Origin of the sequence: Candidatus Tisiphia endosymbiont of Xenochironomus xenolabis (assembly GCF_964264705.1) — a bacterium.
GTDB lineage: Bacteria > Pseudomonadota > Alphaproteobacteria > Rickettsiales > Rickettsiaceae > Tisiphia.
This window is the reverse complement of record NZ_OZ183473.1, coordinates 855,197-876,073: the sequence shown is the minus strand read 5'-3', so window position 1 is coordinate 876,073 and position 20,877 is coordinate 855,197. Positions and strand designations below refer to the sequence as shown.

The window sequence follows — 20,877 nt, the reverse complement described above, 5'->3', positions numbered from 1 at the left end:
TAAAGAGTTTAAAATGTAATATTAGAATAATTTTATGCTTTTAAGTAGTGATATGATATTATATAATGCAGGCAATGGGTGTTTGACAATTTTTTGTTAGGCAAATGTAAATCAGTAGCTTATTTAATAATTTAAGGAGTTTGTTATGATACTAAAAAAAACCACAATAGCTTTTTTAGCACTATTTATGCTTTCTGGGTGTGGTGCAAAGAAAAAACCGATAGATACGGGTATAACTAATGAAGTTGAGGAAAGTTCTCTAGCTTCTGATTTTGAAAGACGTGCTGGTGACAGGGTGTTTTTTGCTCTTAATAAATCAGATATTTCACCTCAAGCAAAAGAACAGCTAAGTAAACAAGCTAATTGGTTAAAAAGCCATCCTAAAGTGACAGCCACTATTGAAGGGCATTGTGATGAGAGAGGGACAAGAGAGTATAACTTGGCACTTGGTGAAAGAAGAGCAGAGGCTGTTCGAAAATACTTGGCTAATAATCTAGGAGTTGAGGAGAGCAGACTTGATACTATCTCTTATGGTAAAGAGAGACCAGCTGTTCCTGGTGATAATGAAGCAGCTTGGACACAGAACCGTAGGGCTGTAACTTCTATAAAATAAGGTATGTTAAATGATTTAAAGAATTGGAACTAAACAAGAACCTGTTCTTTAGAGCAGAAAAATATATAAAAGGGTCAGCATATTTATTGTTGACCCTTTTTCTATTATCTTAATATAATCTTTCAATAAATCTCTTTTATGTGATTAATAAGGGGTGATAGATTTTTAGGACGTACAAAATTCCCTTTGCTGCTATCAAATTACACCTTTGTTAACAGTATAGTCAATTGATGAGAAGTTGGGGACGTTGTCACTCGTCGCTCGCCTATTACTTATAGGCTTCACTCCATCGTTCCTAGCCCCAAATTCTCCTGAATTGACTATAATTATCTTTTATCTAAGATTTAAAAAAATAAAAAATATTATCTTTATGAACATTAAAGTTAAAAGATTAGAACATTCTGTAGACATTTTGCCTGGTTATGCTACCCAGCAGAGTAGTGGTATGGATCTAATAGCAGCAAATATTGAGCCAATAACTATAAAATCACAAGAAGTAAAGTTAGTACCCACAGGAATTTGCATAGCTTTACCTACTCATTTAGAAGCTCAAATCAGACCAAGGTCAGGTTTAGCACTAAAACATGGCATTACTGTACTAAATTCACCTGGTACAATTGATGCCGACTATCGTGGTGAGATAAAGGTAGTTTTAATTAATCATGCTAAGGAAGATTTTGTAATTGAACGTGGTATGAAAATTGCTCAGATGGTTATCGCTAGATATGAACAGATATTATGGGATGAGGTGGATTTGTTAGATGAGACACCTAGAGGTTCTGGTGGATTTGGTTCGACTGGAAAATTTTAAGTTATACTAGTACTACAGTTGTAGATTGAATGTGAGTGTTCACGGAAAAAAGGTTAAAGTATAAGATGTCATTGCGAGGAGGTTGCCAGACCGACGAAGCAATCCAGGAAAGTAATTAGAAATGGATTGCTTCGTTGACCTTACGGTCTCCTCGCAATGACGCTTGGTGATCAGGTTTTTTTATTCATCACAAAAAAATAGCAAAAAAATCGTGAATGCTCACATTCAATCTACAACTGTAGTACTAGGCTCTGTGAACGCTCACCTAATCTTTTTGTCATGTAAGATTATTGTCATGTATTTTTTGGACTAGAGATAATCCGCTAAATATACATATATAAGCTGTTAATGAATATACACATTTAAATAATACTTCTTGGTAAAATATCGATAAAACTCTACTTGTAGAGAATATATTTATGAAAAATCCTAACATCACAACACCATCTACAATGGCACACACTATCAAACTAATAAAATTCCTGGTATTAAAAGAATATGCTGATGATGACTTGAGATGTAAAAATACACTTGTACTACAATATGTTGACAGCAATACAGAGACAAAAGCTGCAAACACAACTCCCTTAATAGCATAACCATTAATATAATAATCTAAATTCCATAACAAACCAAAGCTTACTATCGTACTCAACACTACAGCAATCATAGCTTTTTTCTTGCCATATAGCTCGGATATAATATTGACAGTTAACGTTAAAAAGACAAATACTAAAGAACATTGAGCTATTTTATTAAAGAAATTTAATAAATAAGTAAATATACAAAGTAACGTCACTAATGGCATGTAAAATTTATTATTAATATGGTGCATATTCCTTTCCTCTTTTTTGGTCTAGTTTTTTGATTTATAATCCTAGATTATAACATAGTTGAATGATTTAAAGAATTGAAATTGAATGACAAGCGTGAAGTTTTAAATACACTCAAATGATTTAGAGAATTAGATTTGAAAATAGACCTCTTGCATAACCTAAAGATAATTGAGGAATTTTTAGGGAAAACGAAGTCGAGTACCACAGCGATGTACGTGAGGAACGGAGACGAGTTTTGACAACAAAATTACCAATTAGATTAGGTTATGCAAGAGGTCTAATGAATGGCAAGCACACGCAATAGTCATGGCACGTGGCAATCCATATAGTCATTGATGAGAAGTTGGTTACGTCTTCGCTCAATGCTCGCCTATTACTTGTAGGTGTCGCTCCTAGCCCCAAATTTTCCTGAATTGACTATAAATTGTCATTTTTAGCAACGGTGGGAATCTAAGATATGACACAAAACAGGATTGATAACCTTCATAAAAAAATTTGTATTGCAAGCTTGGCAGTGACTTACTCTCCCATGCCTCAGGGCATAGTACCATCAGCGCTACAAGGTTTCACGTTCGAGTTCGGTATGGGATCGGGTGTTTCACTTGTGCTATAACCACCAAGCTAGCAATACAAATTTTTTACATCATAAGTCAACAAATATCTTTTACAACTCTACTTCTGCTGGTAATTTGGACAATGATGCGGTACCTGAATCCTCACATACATTATAGTACGCTGCGATTCTGAGTCCGCGTCTCCTTCAAATCCTTACACATAAGCGAGTTTTCAAGAGGTATAGTTGGTAATTTTGGCGTCAAAACTCACACCTTCGCTCCTCACATACGTCTATGTACGCTGTGGTACTCGATTTCGTTTCTCCTAAAAATTCATCAACTATCTTTGACAGCCTCCTAGAAGGCAAATAAAAAAATTTAATGTTGATAAAACTGAAAACTTGGTATGTTTTTTACAGAATTAATGCTGCACACAAAGTACAACCTCAGCAAAGTAAATCAATCGAGCTATTAGTACCAGTTAGCTACACACGTTACCGTGCTTCCACACCTGGCCTATCAACGTGGTGGTCTTCCACGGCTCTGATAGGGAAGTCTAGTTTTGAGGTAGGTTTCCTGCTTAGATGCATTCAGCGGTTATCCTTTCCGTACTTAGCTACCCAGCTATGCCGCTGGCGCGACAACTGGTCCACCAGAGGTACGTCCACCTCGGTCCTCTCGTACTAAAGGCAGATCCTCTCAAACTTCCTACACCCACGGCAGATAGGGACCAAACTGTCTCACGACGTTCTAAACCCAGCTCACGTACCACTTTAATCGGCGAACAGCCGAACCCTTGGGACCTTCTCCAGCCCCAGGATGTGATGAGCCGACATCGAGGTGCCAAACGATTTCGTCGCTATGGACGCTTGGAAATCATCAGCCTGTTATCCCCGGAGTACCTTTTATTCGTTGAGTGATGACCCTTCCACTCGGGATCACCAGATCACTATGACCGACTTTCGTCTCTGCTCGTCTTGTCAGACTCGCAGTCAGGCTAGCTTATGCCATTGCACTCTAATAGTTGATTTCCGACCAACCTGAGCTAACCATCGCGCGCCTCCGTTACTCTTTGGGAGGCGACCGCCCCAGTCAAACTACCCACCATGCATTGTCTCGGATCCTGATTCAAGGATCGCGGTTAGATATCAAGAATCAAAAGGGTGGTATCTCAAGGGTGACTCCACAGTGGCTTGCGCCACCGCTTCATAGTCTCCCACCTATCCTGCACATCTAATTCCTAATACCAGTGCAAAGCTATAGTAAAGGTTCACGGGGTCTTTCCGTCTAACCGCGGGAACTCCGCATCTTCACGGAGAATTCAATTTCGCTGAGTCGATACTGGAGACAGCGGGGAAATCGTTACGCCATTCGTGCGGGTCGGAACTTACCCGACAAGGAATTTCGCTACCTTAGGACCGTCATAGTTACGGCCGCCGTTCACTGGGACTTCAATTCAGAGCTTGCACCCCTCCTCTTAATCTTCCAGCACTGGGCAGGCGTCAGACCCTATACTTCGTCTATTGACTTTGCAGAGCCCTGTGTTTTTAATAAACAGTCGCTACCCCCTAGTTTGTGCCACCTATAAATGGTTGCCCATTCACAGGTCATCCTTCTCCCGAAGTTACAGATGCAATTTGCCTAGTTCCTTCAGCATCGTTCTCTCAAGCGCCTAGGTATACTCTACCTGTCCACCTGTGTCGGTTTGGGGTACGGTCTTTAACGAGGGTGTTATTTCCTGGAAGATATTCACCGCACACGCAATCCAATAAGCGTATACAATTTACTATCTCCGTCACATCCCTCAGGTTCAGGAATATTAACCTGATTCCCATCGATTACGCCTTTCAGCCTCACCTTAGGAGCCGACTAAGCCTGCGCAGATTAACTTTACGCAGGAACCCTTGGACTTTCGGCGAGAATGTTTCTCACATTCTTTATCGCTACTTATGTCAGCATTCTCACTTCCGATACCTCCAGCAAACTTCACAGTTCACCTTCACAGGCTTACGGAACGCTCCGCTACCATCTGCACTATTAAAGTGCAAATCCGCATCTTCGGTACATGACTTGAGCCCCGTTACATTGTTGGCGCAGGAAAACTTATTTAGACTAGTGAGCTATTACGCTTTCTTTAAATGATGGCTGCTTCTAAGCCAACATCCTAGTTGTTTTGGTTTTCCCACATCCTTTAACACTTAGTCATGATTTAGGGACCTTAGATGGCGGTCTGGGCTTTTTCCCTCTCGACTATGGACCTTAGCACCCACAGTCTGTCTGCTATGCTGTACTCGTCGACATTCGGAGTTTGGTTGAGTTTGGTAAGTCTGTAGGACCCCCTAGCTCATCCAGTGCTCTACCTTCGACGGTAATCGCTATAACGCTCTACCTAAATAGATTTCGCGGAGAACCAGCTATATCCGAGTTTGATTAGCCTTTCACCCCTAGCCACAGCTCATCCCCTACTTTTTCAACAGTAGTGGGTTCGGTCCTTCAGCGGATATTACTCCACCTTCAACCTGGCCATGGCTAGATCACTCGGTTTCGGGTCTAATTCATCTAACTAAAATCGCCCTATTCAGACTCGCTTTCGCTACGCCTACACCTAACGGCTTAAGCTTGCTAGATAAACTAAATCGCTGACCCATTATACAAAAGGTACGCCGTCACAGAACATAAATGTCTGCTCCAACTGCTTGTAAGCATTCGGTTTCAGGTCTATTTCACTCCCCTTGTCGGGGTTCTTTTCACCTTTCCCTCACGGTACTTGTTCACTATCGGTCACTAGAGAGTACTTAGGCTTAGAGGGTGGTCCCCCTATGTTCAAACAGGATTTCACGTGTCCCGCCTTACTCAAGGACTCCAAAACTTTTTACCTATAAGGGGCTATCACCCTCTATGGCCAACCTTTCCATGTTGTTCTAGTTTTTATTCTGAAGCCACTGGCCTGGTCCGCGTTCGCTCGTCACTACTAACGGAGTCTCGGTTGATGTCCTTTCCTCCAGCTACTAAGATATTTCAATTCGCTGGGTTTGCTTCGCATAGCTATGTATTCACTATACGATACCTGCTAAGCAGGTGGGTTTCCCCATTCGGAAATCTTCGGATCAAAGCTTATTCGCAGCTCCCCGAAGCTTATCGCAGCGTATTACGTCCTTCATCGCCTTCTAGTGCCAAGGCATCCACCAAATGCTCTTATTTTATTTACTTTAATTTTTTCAAACTTGAGATTGTACGATGTGTACAGAACTAATTCTGCACCATTACAGTATCCACTCGCGATCATAGAATTTTTATTAATCGCAGTGTGTATTTAGTTTTCAGCTTTATCAACTTGTCAAACAGCTACAGGATTTATTTACCCTGTGTGAAGTTTTATACCGATTATTCAAAACAATGTCAAACATTATTTTATAAATAATTCCAGAGGCAGGCTAAAGTTACAACTAATAACAAAAAATACTCCATTATAAAAACGAATAATTGACATTGCCAGGAGACTGCCTACGATAATTAATTATATTTTGTGCCGTCCCTGCTCAATTTAATGTCATACCTACTTCGGTGCGGTATCCAGATTCCCGCCTACGCATAAGCATCAGCAGAAGTAGAATTTTGCAAGAGGTCTATTTTAGTCTCTCGATTTGCTTTTTAGATAAGCCTGTTAATTCAATGATCTCATTAATAGTATTATGTTTAAGTAGCATAGTTTTTGCTATAACTTTCATTGCTTCGGCTCTACCCTCGGCTCTACCTTTAGCCTCTCCGATTTTGATACCATCTTGTAGTCCGATTTGAATCCCTTCTTCTTTCCATACTTGAGCTATACTAGGCATAAGTTCTTCTCCTTTTTCTTTAGTTAAATTATTTTTTAGTATTTTTTCTAACTCTATTTTATCATTTTGCTCAATAAAGGTCAAAGTATAGCTCAATAGATTTCTTATATGGTCATGACCTATTGTTATTTTACTCAATTTAGGCAAGAGATAAGAGATTTCTTGCCATCTTTTCAGTAATTGACGTTCGTGGATGTGTTTGAGGAAAAATAACAAAATCCCAGACCATATTTTTTTCTTGAGTTCTTCATCGGGGATATCATGTACGTTAATAAGCTGACAATCATTTGTCCAAAAGCCTCTGGCTAAATCTGGATGGCTAAATAAATTCCATATATTGAGCGATGCGTTATATTTCTTCTTGCCATTATAAATTATTAGGGGATAAATTACTGGAAGGCGTTTAGCTTTATGATTATTAGTTAAATATCGATCACAAATATTAATCATGTATTTAAATAACCTAAATGCCATCATTTTATCAACAGTACTTTGATGTTCCAATAGCAAAAAAATATAGCCATCCTGATCATTAAACTTAACAGAAAATAATACATCAGAAATAGTTTCAGAAAGGTCTGGCTCAATAAAACTATCTTTTTCTAATTTTACAGTTGTGCTATCGATTAAAGCCAGTACATCTTTAGGCAAATGAGTTGCCAAAAACTCTTTAGCAACTATTGGATTCTCCATAGATTTGCGAAAGATTTCATCATGTTTTGGCTTGTCTAGAGTCATAATAAAATTTACTTATATATTCACCTTACCCACATCTATTAGCGAGAACACATAGTGGTCGTGGCAATCCCAAAAAAAAAATGATTATAATTGCTTTCCTTACTTTGCTAGAGTTCCACTATGCTCTCTTTTACTTCGCTCTATCAATATTGCTTGACCAAGCTTAGATGCTGGTACTGGTGAGGCAATTTCTATTTTTTTTACAGTGGCTTTAGTTAAATCTGCATTTTCTAACAAAGGATTTGCTTTAGCCTCTTCTTTTATATCACCAACAACTTTTATCTTATCTAAATTCATTGTTTTTTCTGGATGCTTTTTGTTATATTCCTGAATTGCTGGCAGAAGTGTAATTAAAGTACTGCCATCAATGGTAGCCCCCTCAAAGTCTATATGTTCTTTAAAAATAGCTTTCTTAAAAGAACATCCTTTAAGTACCGCACCTTTAATCGAACATTTGCCTAATGTTACCTTATTAAAGTTAAATCCTTCAACTTCGAAATTATCTAGGTTCATATCAATGGTCTCAAAAGACAATCCTCTTAAATCTTTATTAATTAAGGAATAATCCAGTATCGGTGAATATTCATTAGATAGACGAGCTTCTTGACTATACTGATAAGCCCGCTCTTGAAAAATTTTAGACAAATCTCTTTTGTCATTTGGTTTAAGATTAAGCAAAATATCTGCCATCATCTTGCTCATTTCTTCACCAATTACTTTTCTACGTGTTGAATTAGACACAAAATGCTTTTGAAAATTATGATTCAAAATATTAGCTACAGCTCCTACAACTAAAGTTAGAACTTTTTTATCAAATAATAAGCCCATCAATGGACGAACAATTGCCCCATATTCTTTTCTACTATATGCAGTAGTTATTCTCCTAGATCTTTAGAATGATCACCTAATACCTTAACAACTGCTTCACCTTTCAGTTTTAGTTTTTTACCCATCTTGGTTTCATTAAGAAATTTCTCAACCACAGGACCGAGATCTTTAGCATGTTTTATTAAAAGATCGGGGATTTCCTTCTGTAAAACCTTTTTGACATCAGGATTATCTTTATTAAATTTAATAAGAGAATCGACTAATTTACTAACCTTTTCTGATTGTTCAGATTCAGGTGCGTTCATAGTATCTTTAGTTTGCTCAATGATTAGCCTTAAACCGTCTCTGTCTTTTAAACAATTTTCAGTAAGCTCTGTTACTATCGGCAAGACATCAACAATAAACGGAATAGTTGCGGCTGTTGCATCATATACAAACTTAGGGTTCAAACCATAAAATCGTAAATTTTGTTGAACTTCTGGTTTATCCAAAAACTCTAGAATATTTCCTTTATTTTTAACAAAATATTGCGGTAGAGTATTTTTTAAGTCATAAGATAGACTTTGAACAACCTTATCAATATTATCCACAATAGACGATACCATAAATTTTTGTGTTAGTATTATTTCTTCTTTTCTGTCAGAAGATAAATTTCCACCACCAATCAACAGCTCTAAAGCAAGGTCTTGATGCTTCATATATGACTCATAGATTCCAACCACTTTAGGAGTATGATCTAATATTGTGCTACTTGCATTAATTGCCAGTGATATAGTATCGTCCAAAAACTCTTTGGACACGAATCTAGTAAATTTATCGTCTAAAATGTACCTAGCAATTTGGGTAATTTCTTTTTGATTAACTGGGTTGCGTAAAAACTCAACTAAGTCTTTCTTGACCACTGCTACCACTTGAGGACTAACAAATATTTCCAAAGCGTTTTTTATGATATTACGTCCTGATTTTTTATCAGGAATTATAAGATTCTTACAAATTTCTTGTACTTTTTTGTTTGATTCTCCTTCTAACACCCCACTTACTAAATTTACTGATAACGGTACTATTCTTCTAATAAAATCTTTATCTACTTCATCAAGTATATTAGTACCAACTTTCTTCTTGCCAACAACAGGATTTAATACAGCTTTTAAAACTGGCAATACAGCATATTTGGCTATAATGTCTTTCAAAAGATTAGATTGTTCTTCATTCAAACTAGCAACATGTCTATCAAGTACTGTACCAGCACCCTTGATCAAATGAGATGCATACTCCACTTGTTCTGTTTGTAATTTTTGTCTTGTTTCAACTAGCAACTCACCACTTGATAAATTTGAACTCACTTCTTGAAATTTAAGGAAATTTGCATACATATCATTTACATCAGGCATACTCTTAACAGTTGAAGGTAATACATTAATAGCATCAAGAAAAAATGCACCAGCCTCTTTTAACAGACCTACAGCAATATTCGGTGAATTATCTTTTTTCCGTTGCAATTCTACCTGCTCAAGTATTATTTGCTGTTCTTGGAGCTTCTGCGGGGTGATTTCTTGACCATTTTGAATAAATTTGCCTTGTAAATCACGCAAATCGCTACCAATAATATTAGTATCAACATCGATTATCGCTTTAGCCATGTTAGCCTCAGCTAATTTTGCTGCCCGTAAATTAACTCCTTCTAACCTAACCTTTTCGGCTTGAACTTTTTCCAATATTGCTTTTTGTAGGTTTGATCTTGTGAGATCAGCATTGGTAAAATTTACCTCAGTAAAATCGGCTTGCTGAGCTTCCATACGTCTTATTATACTATCCGAAAAATCAGCCTTTTTGGCATGAACTTTTGTTAGTGTACTATAACTTAAATTAATTCCGTGACCTCTAGCTCCTTCTAAAACAGCTTCGGTTAAATTAGCACATTTTATGTTAACATCTTCTAAAATCGCATTCCTAAAATTTGCATTTTGGGCATCCACCATGTTCATATTAGCTCGAATAAAATTCACCCCTTCAGCATTAATCTTTGTTAAAATAGCTTTTTCTAAATTTGCCTCATCCAATTTGACAAAACTATCTAACTCAGCTTCTGATAAATTTATACCTTTTCCTTCTATACCGTTTAGTATAGTATTTTGAAATTGTGCTTTATGTGCCTTAGCTTTACTCATTAAAGCATTCGATAAATCACTATCTATAACTTTACACTGCATTAAAATGGCCTGCTCTAATATTGCATGCTGCATTTGTACTTTTCGTAAATCTGCTGAGATTAAAGAAATACCCTCTAAATTTGCATGATTAAATGTTGAATTAGTAAATTTTGCACGATCCCAATTACCATTTTTTATATTCGCATAATCAAAATTAGAGTCGCTTATCAAAACTTCCTGACCATTAGAACCAGACATAAAAGCATGAACAAACTGGCTCTTATCAGTAACTGCTGATTTACTTAGATTACTGTTAAAGAAATTGGAGTTATCTGCTTTAACTCCAACAAAATTAGCCGCTACCAGCTCCGCACCTTCAAAGCTTGCTTCACTAACATCAGTACCATTAAACGCACATCCGGATAAAACGGAACCAGAAAAAACAGCCCCTCGTAAATCCGCCCCTGAAAAATCTAAGCCAGATAAATCGACCCTATCATGCCATTCATTATTAGTAGAAGTATCAACTCTACTTGAACAATCTGCAATAATTCTTGCTCCCGCCTTTATCTGCGATTGCTCTAATTTGCTTTTAGCAAAATCATTTAAACTTAAATCTTTATCATCCTTTCTCGCCTCTAAATATTTCTCTATATCCTCTCGAGCTAGACGTACATATTGAGTTTCTTGATCCCGCTGTTCTTTAGTTGACCCTCGTACATAAGCTGGATCAAAAATACAGCTCTCACTGCCAAAAATATTTTGAAAAGTTTTATGCATTACATTATCTTTTCTAGGAAATATTTTTTGCTCAACCATTAGCTTCAACTCTTCTACCAATCTGTCATATTGCTGATTACCAGTTTCACGCTTTAGTACTATCTTTGCTTGTTGCATATAACTTAAATTTGCATATGCATCAGCTACTTCTTTTGTCTTACTATTTATAAGTTCCTTCTGCTCTTTTTGGCGAACTAAATCACTTTTTATATCAGCATATTTTCTGCCTAAAGAAGAGGTCGTACTGAATTTTATTCCTTCAATATCATGTTCCTTACCCATTTGAGAATATCCCTTATAATCTTCAGAGAACTGACAATTAGCAAGATCAGCTCCTCTAAAATCTACATTTCTTAGAACAGTATTTTCGAAATAAGCCTGATTAAAATCAACATCGCAAAATACCGCATCCTCTAAATTACATCCTCTAAAAGTAGTATTTTTAAATATACAACCAGTAAAATCTCCTCCACTTAGATCGGTTATAGTATCAGTTATATTATCAGATACACCAAAAATCATATTAGATAAATCCGCTGCTACCACTACATTCTTATCAGGAAAATATATGTTCTTTAAATATTGGTTAAGACTCAAACTTCCCTTAGGGTCGTCTACCAAAGCTGCATGCTGAGCTGCAATATATTTCCCTATATCCTCAATAGTAGGACGATATTTCTTAATTTTAACAGCAAGATCATCAAAAACAGATTTTTCTTTTACCATAACTTCTACTCCTAATTACTTTTGTGCTTATCATACTATAACTTAGAGATTTAATAACAAACGATCTGGATTCTCAATTAATTCCTTGATTTTCACAAGAAAAGTAACAGCTTCCTTACCATCAATAATACGATGATCATAAGATAAAGCTACATACATCATCGGACGTATTTCTATTTTGCCATTAATCGCTACTGGTCTTTCTTCGGTCTTATGAAGACCTAAAATACCTGATTGAGGAGGATTAATAATAGGGGTTGATAATAATGAGCCATAAACACCACCATTGGAAATAGTAAATGTTCCTCCTGATAAATCAGACATCGATAACTTTCCTTCTCTAGCCTTTTTACCCAGACCGGTAATTTCTTTCTCAATACCAGCAAAACTCAATTTGTCAGCCTGCCTGACTATTGGTACTACTAACCCCTGCTCTGTTCCTACTGCCACACCAATATCGTAATAATTCTTATACAGAATCTCATCCCCTTCTATTTCAGCATTTACCGAAGCTACTACTTTCAGAGCTTCAATAGTAGCTTTTACAAAGAATGACATGAACCCCAGCTTAACACCATGCTTCTTCTCAAACTCTTCACGATACTGCATACGCAAATTAATAACTTTCAACATATCAATTTCATTAAAAGTTGTTAAAATAGCTGCGGTATTTTGCGATTGTTTCAAACGATCTGCAATAGTCTTACGAAGCCGTGACATTCTAACGCGTTCTACCGCCCCTGCATTTGCTAATGCAATATTGCTCACAATAGGTGATTCAGTTGCCTGTATAGATGAAGTTGTTGTTGGACTATTTATAAATCCTAATACATCTCCCTTAGTTACCCTACCCTCTCTACCAGTGCCTTTTATGTCATCTAATGACAGTTTATTTTCACTCACTAATCTTCGTACAGAAGGTGGGGAAGCAATGCTGTTTATATTTGCAGGCTGTTGTTGTACCTCTTTGCCTGACGTGCTAGGTAAAGCTACAGCAGAAACTGCTCCTTCGGTAATTTGCCCAACGCTATCACCGACAGATACCGTATCTCCCTCATTCTTAAATATTTTGCTTATTACCCCAGATGAAACTGCATTTACTTCCAACGTAACTTTTTCTGTTTCAAGCTCTAAAAGTAGTTCATCCACTTTAACCACATCTCCTTGTTTTTTATGCCACTTGGCAATAGTAGCCTCTGATACTGACTCTCCAAGGGATGGAACTGTAATTTCAATAGTCATATTATTTTATTCTCCAATTATATTCTATATTATACTATATATTATCTTCCCCACTAATAACAAAAATTGTTTTAGCACTCAAATGATGTTAAAAACATCTATTTTTTGCAGTCATTTTAGTATACTATTATTTTATTTATACTCAAATGATTTGGAGAATGGGGACAATAAACAAGGGGTGAGCGAACGGAACGTACATGAACACAAATATTTGCGAAACCAATTCTTCAAAGCAAAAGAGTATACCACTCAAGTAATAAAAGAGTATACCACTCAAGTAATATATTATAGGAATGCAATGAAAGATCGGAAAGAAATTGAGCCATATATGGCATATAAGCCTACTCAGGTATATAATGTCTTGAAAAATTTATCTAAAAGACAAGGATATAAACTATCAACAGAGACATATGAAAATCCGGGAAATCCTGAAAATAAAATCAATTATTATCTTAAAAAGGACAATAATTATATCACTACCCCATCTCATGATGCTGAAAAAGGCAGTCCGCTTACAACAACTGCAGCCCCATTAAAGGATACACTTGGAGTATTAAACCAAGATACTAATTGGAAGAGAGCAATAATTCCTATTTGTCAGTCTAACAAATATTTTCTTGGATTGTTGACAAGAAAACACTTCACATATTTAGAGTTGAATAAAGATAACGCTGGGAATATAACATCTCATCATCATGATTCCAAAGGATGGCTTAGTCGTTTTTATCCACTAAAACCAATTAGAGATTCACTAGAAGAAACATTTGGAAAAGATAGAGTTACCTTTAAATCATCATATCTAGGTCATCAAAAAATAGCTGATAATATAAATTGCGGTCGATTCATCCTGTCTTATATAAAAGACATTATTACTTCGGGTTCTATTAAAAATAAAATAAATCCTCAAACCCAAATAAATTTATTTAGTGATTTTGACACAACAATTAACAACCCACCTACCAATCCACCTAAGGAGGAAAAGATTTCACCTAAAACTAAAGTTCCAACACCATCTCCTCCCAATATGGTAGACCACGTATCTCTCATTAGTAAAAAACCTAATAGTTCAGTAAGAACACATTAACTGGTATACTCTTCTGCTTTGAAGAATTGGCTCCGTAAAACTTCGGGGCATTCGCATACTCACGTAGGTTTACTACGCCTAGCACGCTCACCCCTTGTTTTGCGTTCCAATTCTTCAAATCATCTGAGTATAGCACTCCTCCTACCATCCATATCAGCAAATACCTCTTCCCACGATCCAACAGTTGCAGCTTTGGTATATTCGGTTACCCTTGCTTCAAAGAAATTAGTAAGCTCCATACCGTTTAAGATTTCATCAAGCCAAGGCAACGGATTATTATCAATTAAATAAACCTCTTTAAGTCCAAGCTGCATTAATCGGCGATCAGCAATATAACGAATATATTGTTTTACTTCTCTAGCGGTTAACCCCTCAATACCACCAACTTCAAATGCTAGCTCAATAAAGGCATCTTCAAAATGAACAATAGTAGTACACGCCTCATAAAGACGGCTACGAACCTCTTCAGTCCATACTTCAGGATTTTCCCTAATAAAAGTTTTAAATAACATAATGATTGAATCAGTATGTAACGTCTCATCCCTTACTGACCAACTAATGATTTGCCCCATACCTTTCATTTTATTAAAACGAGGAAAATTAAGCAAAATAGCAAATGAGGCAAATAGCTGTAATCCTTCAGTAAATGCCCCAAATACTGCTAAAGTTGTCGCAATATCTTCTTTCGTTTCTACCCCAAAACGTTGCATATAGTCGTATTTATCTTTCATTTCTCTATATTTAAGAAATGCTGAATATTCAGTTTCTGGCATACCTACAGTATCAAGCAAATGAGAATAAGCCGCAATATGAATTGTTTCCATATTAGAAAATGCTGATAACATCATCAGTACTTCCGTTGGCTTAAATACCCTGGAATAATGTTTCATATAGCAATTATTTACTTCAATATCAGCTTGAGTAAAGAAACGAAATATTTGAGTTAATAGATGTTTTTCTCCAGGTGTTAAATTATATTTCCAATCTTTTATATCATCAGCTAGCGGCACTTCTTCTGGTAACCAATGAATTCGTTGTTGAACATGCCAAGCTTCATAAGCCCATGGATAAGAGAATGGTTTGTAGATTGGACTGGCATCAAGTAAAGACATATTATATTTCCTTTTTAATTTATTCGAATTTTAATTATACACCTCATTGCGAGGGGATGCTTTGCAACACCGTCATTGCGAGAAGGTCGCCAGACCGACGAAGCAATCCATATGACAAGCTTCATGGATTGCCACGCTCACATACGTTCGCTCGCAATGACGTACCTATTAATTCGTCATTGCGAGAAGTGCGTAAGCACTACGAAGCAATCTATATGACAAACCTAGATATCAAAAATTATTGACAGGCTAAACACTCATCATATTTAGAAGACTCTTCTTCTTGTTTTTTCTTATTAGCTATTTCAATATCTTTAAAATCTACTTTCTTGACATCGTGTGATACTTTATCGGGTCTTTGAATTGAGGTTGATCTACAATAATATAAACTCTTTACTCCTTTTTTCCAGGCTCTAAAATGGATATTATTTAAGTACATCTTACTTACATTACCTGCTAAGAAAAGATTTAGAGATTGAGATTGCGAAATATGTGGCGTCCTATCTGCTGCTAAATCAATAAGCCAATTTTGATCAATCTCATGTGCCGTTTTAAAAACCTCTTTTTCATGAGCAGATAAAAAAGTTAAATGTTGAACTGAGCCTTCATGCGTGGCAATTGATGACCAAACTTGATCATTATTAAAACCTTTGCTATTTAACAATTTTTCTAAATATTTATTACGTACATTAAAAGATCCGGTAAGAGTCTTTTGGATAAAACTATTAGCCGCAAATGGTTCAATTCCAGGCGAACTATTACCAGCAATAATTGAGATTGATGCTGTCGGAGCAATAGCTGTTTTATTACTAAAACGCTCTTTACTACCTACTTCATCTGCATCAGGACAAGACCCACGTTCATCAGATAAAATTACGGAAGCTCTATCAACTTCTTTATGAATATGTTCAAATATTTGGTTATTCCAAACCTTTGCCATTACCGATTCTACCGGCACATCCTTTAATTGTAAGAATGAGTGAAAACCCATAACCCCTAACCCTACGCTACGTTCACGCATGGCTGAATATTTTGCTCGCTCCATAGTGTTTGGGGCTTTAGTGATAAAATCTTCAAGAACATTATCTAGAAAACGCATGGCGGTAGGAATAAACTCTGGATCATTCTGCCAATCATCAAAATATTCTAAATTTACTGAAGATAGGCAACAAACAGCAGTTCTCGCTTTACCCAAATGATCAATACCAGTTGGTAAAGTAATCTCACTACAAAGATTTGAAGTTTTTACCTGTAGCCCAAGTTTTTTATGATGTTCAGGAATATATTTATTGATAGTATCAATAAATATTATGTAAGGTTCTCCAGTTTCTATTCTAGTAGTTAATAACTTCACCCATATCTCTCTTGCCTTAACTACCCGTACAACTTTTTTAGTATCAGGGCTAATTAAAGAAAAATCCTCATCATTTTCTACTGCTTGCATAAAGGCATCTGTTATAGCTATACCATGATGAATGTTCAAAGCTTTACGATTAGTATCACCACCTGTATGACGTCTTAAATCGATAAACTCCTCAATTTCTGGATGGTCAATTGGTAAATATATAGCAGCACTACCACGTCTAATTGACCCTTGGGAAATAGCTAAGGTCATAGAATCCACAACTTTGACAAATGGAATAATGCCAGAAGAAGTGCCTTTGCCTTTAATTTCCTCATTAATCGAACGAACGTTGCCCCAGTAACTTCCTATACCACCACCACGCGAAGCTAACCAAACATTCTCCGTCCAAAGGTCTACAATACCTTCTAAACTATCATCTGTTTCATTCAGAAAACAGGAAACCGGCATCCCTCTATCAGTTCCACCATTACTAAGAACTGGAGTGGCTGGCATAAGCCACAGCTTGCTTATATACTCATATAATTGCTGGGCATGTTGGGTATTATCAGCATAGTAGCTAGCGACTCTAGCGAATAAATCCTGAAAATCCTCTCCGGCTAATAAGTACCTATCCTTTAGGACGGCTTTACCAAAATTAGTCAATAAATTATCTCGTTTCTTATCAATTTCTATAGGAAATTTAGTATTTGCTTGCGTTGTCATGTTGTATTTCTTAGTTTTTGAATTAAGTTGTGATTATAACTGAATCTGATTATAATAAATGAAAAAAATCTAAATTATAGCAGATTTTTATTTTAACACTAAATACAAGAATTACTGAACTATCAATTACTAATCCCATTTATTCCCCCAATCCGTTAACTTTAAAGACTTAATAACATTAATGTCTTCTTCAAATCCCTCTATATCATCTTTATCAAGATGCGGTCCATTCTCAAAAAATTCATTTAATTCGCCCAACGTAAGCGTCGGCTTGTTTTGTGTTGGTACTAGCCTTGCCACTATACTTTGTTCCTTTTTTAATATCAAAACTTTCTCCTTGATAATGCACTCGTCCAATAATGTCTGAAAAAGATCGCACCGTATCTGTTACTGTAATGACTTTCGGCATTAATTCCTCACTCTTTAATTGTAGATAATAATATTATCATATAATTTTAAGAAATTCTTCCAATTCTGCTATAGTGGAAACATTAATCAAATTAAATTTATGGTCAGTTTTTTTCAGCATATTGGTCAAAACCTTACCTGCACCGATTTCAACTATTTGTTCTATTTCTAGATTTTCTAATTTATCTAAAGTTTGACGCCACCTCACTCTACCACAAATCTGTGAGATTAAATTTTTCTTTATCTCTATAGGATTAGTTGTTGGTTTGGCTGTAACGTTTTGTATCACCGGAACGAACGGCTTGTTAATTGTTATTTTATCTAAAGCTTGTGCCATTTTATCTTCTGCTGACTTCATCAAACTACAATGAAAAGGACTACTTACATTTAATTTAATAGCTTTGTATCCTAAATCTTTTACAATAGACATTACCCGCTGCACTGCCATAATCTCACCGCTAATTACTATTTGCCCTTTTATATTATCGTTAGCTATATCAAAATTGGTAATTTCTTTCATAATCTCTTCCAACTTTTCCAGAGGAATGCCTATACATGCTGCCATTAAACCCTCACCTAGCGGATAGGCTTCTTGCATGGACTTACTACGTACCGCTAACAATTCGGTAGTTACTTGTAGATTTATACTTTCTGCTGCACATAATGCACTATATTCTCCTAAAGAATGACCAGCAACATATGAACACAGATTACTAATATTGCTATTTGTTTGTTGTTTAATAACATTCACTATTGCCATAGAGATAGTCATTAGTGCCGGTTGGGCATTAATTGTTAAAGTCAAATTTTCACTTGATCCGTTAAAGATAATATGACTTAATTTTCTGCCAAGAGTATCATCGACAATTTCAAAGGTCTCTCTTGCTACTTGAAAATTATCATAAAACTCTTTTCCCATACCAACTATTTGTGATCCTTGACCTGGAAAGACAAATGCTCTATTCATAATAACACCTTATAATAATTATAATTTACCCACTGCCGATTATGAGAATTCAGACAATACTGTCAATGATTTTAATCATTCTAGAACTATTAACATCAGAGTCAATGGCATTGATCTATGATAAAGATACTTTTATTAAAAACACTTTTACCCATCTAGACAACAAAGAATGGCAAGATTGTGAAAAGATGGCAAAAGCTTCAAAAGATCAAGCTTTAATCAAAATTGTCATGTCTCAACAGTTCTTAGACCAAAATTATAAAAATAATAATTTTGCATCGGTAATAAATTTTATACAAGATAATCCCCACTGGCCACATATCAACAAACTAAAGGAGAGAGCTGAACAATATCTAAATTATGGCACAGACAAAACTTTAATCATAAATTGGTTTAATAAAAACCAACCAATCACGCCTTTAGGCTATAAGTTCTACGCTTTAGCTGCTAAACAATTAATAAAAGATCAACAGAAATTAGCAAAAATTATAAAAAACGGTTGGATTTATGGCGTCTTTACTGCTCCAGAAGAAAAACAATATTTAACTAATTTCAAAAATATATTACGTGAAGAAGATCATGTGAAAAAAATTGATCAATATTTATGGGAAACCGATATTAATAGTGCCAAAAAATATATGCACTATGTGAGTAATGGCTATAAACAAAATTTCCTTGCCCAAATTGCTATACTAAACCAGTCCAGTGACAGTGAAAAATTCTTTCAAAAAGTATCAGAAAAATATTATACACCTGCTTTATTATTTCACTATTTGGATTCCAAAAAAAAAGATATCCCCACCAGCAAAAGTATTGCTCTACTTAAAAAAGTAAAGCCAGATAACATACATTCTGCCCGTTGGGGTCGCCTACAATCCTATTACGCCAGAGAATTTATTGACCAAAAAGATTTTGCCAATAGCTATAAAACAATTACTATACCTCTTACTGTAAGCCATGAATATATCAGAGAAGCAGAGTGGCTTAGTGGTTGGCTTGCTCTTAGATTCTTACATAAACCTGACCTTGCTTTAAGTCATTTTAATAAATTTATGAAACTTACAACAAAGCCATTAAGTATATCAAGGGGACAATATTGGCTAGCTAGAACATATCAAACAAAAGGGGATATGAAACAAGCAAATAAATTTTATAATATGGCGGCTAAATATTCTGATCGTTTTTATGGGCAGTTAGCAAATATTGAGCTTAAAACGAATCACTTAATTCTACCACAAAAACCTAAATCCATTAAGCCTAATTTGGAAAATAGTGAAATTATTAGAGCCATAAAACATTTAATTAAATATGGTAAGTATGGTTTAGCTTTTTTATATGCTGATACGGCTATTAGAAAATCATCAGAGCCATCTGAAATTTTATTAATTACTAAGCTAATTAGCAGCTATGATAATATTTTCCATATGGTAGAAATAGCAAGAATCGCTTGTCAATATCATGTTTTTATTAAAGATTATGCTTTCCCTATCACGCATATAAAGGCAGTAAAAACCTCTCCTGTAGAGGAAGCTTTAACATATAGTATTATCAGACATGAATCGGGTTTTAATCAATACACCATTAATGACGCTAAAGGTCATGGGCTAATGCAACTTGAAAAAGCTGCTGCCTGTGATACTGCAGAATCTCTTAATCATCAATGTAACATTAAAAAACTAACCACTGATCCTGAATATAACATTATGCTAGGTAGCAATTATTTAAAAACACTGTTACAACGATTTGATGGGTCATATATTCTAACTATCGCATCTTATAACGCTGGTCCTAATACCATATCAAAGTGGATGGATCTATTTGGTGATCCACGAAAGCTAAAAAATTTATGGCAAGTAATTGATTGGATTGAGCTAATACCATATCCTCACACTAGGAATTATGTGCAACGTGTGTTGGAAAATATACAAGTTTATAGGACTATAATTAATAAAAATAATAATTTAAAATTAAAACACGATCTTTTAACTTAGTGGTAATACAATTATACTGTATAATATAGGAAGGATACTTATGAAATTATCAAAAAATAAGAAACAAAAAAACTATACTCTACTATATATACTTGTGATTATGATTATATTAGTGTATTTTGTAACTTTAATA

General features: G+C 35.6%; 14 protein-coding genes and 2 rRNA genes. 4 read left to right on the top strand and 12 right to left on the bottom strand.

Annotation, left to right across the window (positions count from 1 at the left end):
* The first annotated feature begins 148 nt into the window (after positions 1 to 148).
* The gene (pal, locus tag ACFELY_RS04325) at positions 149 to 613 is read left to right on the top strand and encodes a peptidoglycan-associated lipoprotein Pal (protein WP_375334134.1); all 465 of its coding nucleotides are present in this window, start codon (positions 149 to 151) and stop codon (positions 611 to 613) included.
* Between the two features lie 195 nt (positions 614 to 808).
* Here pal and ACFELY_RS04320 read toward each other — a convergent pair whose 3' ends face one another.
* On the bottom strand, positions 809 to 898 hold the full coding sequence (locus tag ACFELY_RS04320) for a palindromic element RPE2 domain-containing protein (RefSeq protein WP_410521666.1): 90 nt from the start codon (positions 896 to 898) through the stop codon (positions 809 to 811).
* Positions 899 to 983: 85 nt separating this feature from the next.
* Between ACFELY_RS04320 and dut the strand changes: the two genes are divergently transcribed.
* A complete protein-coding gene (gene dut, locus ACFELY_RS04315) occupies positions 984 to 1,424 on the top strand; it encodes a dUTP diphosphatase (RefSeq protein ID WP_341759421.1) in 441 nt (146 codons plus the stop codon).
* A gap of 277 nt (positions 1,425 to 1,701) precedes the next feature.
* Here dut and ACFELY_RS04310 read toward each other — a convergent pair whose 3' ends face one another.
* The 7 genes from ACFELY_RS04310 to odhB form a co-directional block, all read right to left on the bottom strand.
* Positions 1,702 to 2,259, bottom strand: a complete 558-nt coding sequence (locus ACFELY_RS04310) for a VUT family protein (RefSeq protein ID WP_341759422.1) — start codon at positions 2,257 to 2,259, stop codon at positions 1,702 to 1,704.
* A gap of 507 nt (positions 2,260 to 2,766) precedes the next feature.
* Positions 2,767 to 2,881: ribosomal RNA gene (rrf, locus tag ACFELY_RS04305) — 5S ribosomal RNA — on the bottom strand.
* A 383-nt stretch (positions 2,882 to 3,264) separates the two neighbouring features.
* A 23S ribosomal RNA gene (locus ACFELY_RS04300) occupies positions 3,265 to 6,024 on the bottom strand.
* 416 nt (positions 6,025 to 6,440) lie between these two features.
* Entirely contained in the window at positions 6,441 to 7,388 is a 948-nt protein-coding gene (locus ACFELY_RS04295) for an Rpn family recombination-promoting nuclease/putative transposase (protein ID WP_375333726.1), read from the bottom strand.
* 99 nt (positions 7,389 to 7,487) lie between these two features.
* Complete coding sequence (locus tag ACFELY_RS04290; RefSeq protein ID WP_375333725.1) at positions 7,488 to 8,216, bottom strand: hypothetical protein; 729 nt, start codon at positions 8,214 to 8,216, stop codon at positions 7,488 to 7,490.
* A 47-nt stretch (positions 8,217 to 8,263) separates the two neighbouring features.
* A complete protein-coding gene (locus ACFELY_RS04285) occupies positions 8,264 to 11,872 on the bottom strand; it encodes a pentapeptide repeat-containing protein (RefSeq protein ID WP_375333724.1) in 3,609 nt (1,202 codons plus the stop codon).
* A gap of 42 nt (positions 11,873 to 11,914) precedes the next feature.
* Positions 11,915 to 13,114 carry a 2-oxoglutarate dehydrogenase complex dihydrolipoyllysine-residue succinyltransferase gene (gene odhB / locus ACFELY_RS04280; protein ID WP_341759426.1) on the bottom strand — a complete coding sequence of 400 codons (1,200 nt, stop codon included), beginning with the start codon at positions 13,112 to 13,114 and terminating at the stop codon, positions 11,915 to 11,917.
* Between the two features lie 298 nt (positions 13,115 to 13,412).
* Between odhB and ACFELY_RS04275 the strand changes: the two genes are divergently transcribed.
* Positions 13,413 to 14,198, top strand: coding sequence for a hypothetical protein (locus ACFELY_RS04275; RefSeq protein WP_375333723.1), 786 nt, complete (start codon positions 13,413 to 13,415; stop codon positions 14,196 to 14,198).
* Positions 14,199 to 14,317: 119 nt separating this feature from the next.
* Here the strand turns inward: ACFELY_RS04275 and ACFELY_RS04270 are convergent, their stop codons facing one another.
* The 4 genes from ACFELY_RS04270 to fabD form a co-directional block, all read right to left on the bottom strand.
* A complete protein-coding gene (locus tag ACFELY_RS04270; RefSeq protein ID WP_375333722.1) occupies positions 14,318 to 15,310 on the bottom strand; it encodes a ribonucleotide-diphosphate reductase subunit beta in 993 nt (330 codons plus the stop codon).
* Positions 15,311 to 15,548: 238 nt separating this feature from the next.
* Positions 15,549 to 17,378, bottom strand: a complete 1,830-nt coding sequence (locus ACFELY_RS04265; RefSeq protein WP_341749238.1) for a ribonucleoside-diphosphate reductase subunit alpha — start codon at positions 17,376 to 17,378, stop codon at positions 15,549 to 15,551.
* Positions 17,379 to 17,507: 129 nt separating this feature from the next.
* A complete protein-coding gene (locus ACFELY_RS04260; RefSeq protein ID WP_375333721.1) occupies positions 17,508 to 17,705 on the bottom strand; it encodes a hypothetical protein in 198 nt (65 codons plus the stop codon).
* Positions 17,706 to 17,823: 118 nt separating this feature from the next.
* Entirely contained in the window at positions 17,824 to 18,753 is a 930-nt protein-coding gene (fabD, locus tag ACFELY_RS04255; RefSeq protein ID WP_375333720.1) for an ACP S-malonyltransferase, read from the bottom strand.
* A gap of 68 nt (positions 18,754 to 18,821) precedes the next feature.
* Here fabD and ACFELY_RS04250 point away from each other — a divergent pair, with 68 nt between their 5' ends.
* Positions 18,822 to 20,744 (top strand): lytic transglycosylase domain-containing protein, encoded by a 1,923-nt coding sequence (locus tag ACFELY_RS04250; RefSeq protein WP_375334132.1) that lies wholly within the window; start codon positions 18,822 to 18,824, stop codon positions 20,742 to 20,744.
* Positions 20,745 to 20,877 lie beyond the last annotated feature (133 nt).